Below are 1,645 nucleotides of genomic sequence, written 5' to 3' on the forward strand. Positions count from 1 at the left end.
CCTGAGTCGTGCCATTTTAGTGCCCCACGCGCGGTCGTAGTGCGGTGAGGATTTCGGCGGCTTCGCCTTCGGCGGGTGTGGTGGCGGTGATCTGCTGTCCTTGGACGCTGATCACGACATCGCGCAGTGGGCGGAGCGCGCGGACGATGCGTTTGATGCTGAGTCCGGTGCGGTCTTGTAGGTGTCGGCTGATCGCGAGGGCGCAGAACACGATCGTGAGGTGCGCGTCGATCGAGTCCTTCTCGTGGTGGAACATCGGCCGTGCGCGCAGGTCGGTCTTCGCCATCCGGAACGACGCTTCGACCTGGAACAGGGCGTGATAGGCGGCCACGACACCGTCACCGTCGAGCGCCAGCTGCGGGATGTTGGTGACGTAGCCCTTCAGCCCGAGCCAGGTGCGGGCCTTCTCGACCTGCTCCCAGTTCACCCCGACCGTGGTGCCGTCCACGCTCACGAATCGGTCACGGCGCATCGGCCGGGTGCCGTCGGCGATGCGTTCGGCGCGTTCGATCTGCTTGTTCAGCGTGAGGTTGTCCCGCTTCTCCCGCTTGAACCGCCACTGCCACACCACCCGCCGCTGGCGTGCGTCGACGCCCTTGCCCATGCTGCGGGTGGTTTCGATGACCTGCCCGTCTTCGAACAGGTTCCCGTGCCGGTTGAAATGCGGGGCCAGGTCGTGCGGGGCCGAGCTGGTGCGGGAGCCGACGATGAACCGGAACCCGGCATCCTCGAGCGCGTCCAGGTTCGCCGCGGAGAGCATGCCGGCGTCGGCGACCACGACCAGGTCGGTCACCTGGTGCCGGTCGCGGAACGCGGTCAGGACGGGCAGGAGGGTGCGAGTCTCGGCCTTGTTCCCCTCGAACGCGTGCACCTCCAACGGGAACCCGGACGGGTCGACCAGCAGGCCGACGAGGATCTGCGGGTCCACGCGCCGTTCCTTGCTCATCCCCACCTTGCGGAGGCCGTCTTCCTTCTCGACCTCGAAATACAAGGTGGTCACGTCGTAGAGCACCATCGTGAGCGTCCCGCCGGCGCGCCCGGCGGCGTGGGCGTAGGCGGCTTTCGCGAACCCGGCCCGCCAGTCCTCCTCGACGCTGCGGGCGAGAGTGCGCCAGATCGTCCGCAACGACGGGGACCCGATCCCGAGGTCGGCGAGCACCCGGATCGTGTCGACCTTCGAGGCCGGCTCGATCACCCGCGCCAGCACCAGCCGCCGGAACGCGTCCGTCCCGACCCGGTCGAACCCGAGGACGGCATACGCGTCCTCGAGGACCTCCCACAACACCCGCGACTGCGACCCGACCACCGCAGGCGGCGCCGTCACCGGGGTCGGGGTGAGCGCGTCGAGATCGAACGCGAGCTGCCCGCCCTGGATCTTCGTCTTCGCGACCTCCAACAGCACCGCGAGCTGCTCCGCGTCATGCGCGGAGCCGACGTGCTCAACGATCCGCCGTACCCCGCGGTCCTTCGACACGATCTGCACAGCCGTCGCCCCGGACGCGGTCTTCACGCGCCGCACGAACAACCCCACCCCGGCAGTCTACGAGCCACGATTTAGTGCCCCGCTCACACACCCGGAACCCCGGAAAATCAACGATCACAAGGCCCCGAACGACTCCCCAGACCAAAAGTGGCACGAGTCAGG

At 68.1% G+C, this 1,645-nt stretch carries 1 protein-coding gene; it reads right to left on the bottom strand.

Annotated features, from left to right (window positions below; all coding sequences use genetic code 11):
• Positions 1 to 16 precede the first annotated feature (16 nt).
• Positions 17 to 1,531, bottom strand: coding sequence for an IS1634 family transposase (locus ACPYN4_RS15470; RefSeq protein WP_239282846.1), 1,515 nt, complete (start codon positions 1,529 to 1,531; stop codon positions 17 to 19).
• Positions 1,532 to 1,645 lie beyond the last annotated feature (114 nt).

Source organism: Microbacterium sp. CH-015 (assembly GCF_049707015.1).
GTDB lineage: Bacteria > Actinomycetota > Actinomycetes > Actinomycetales > Microbacteriaceae > Microbacterium > Microbacterium aurum.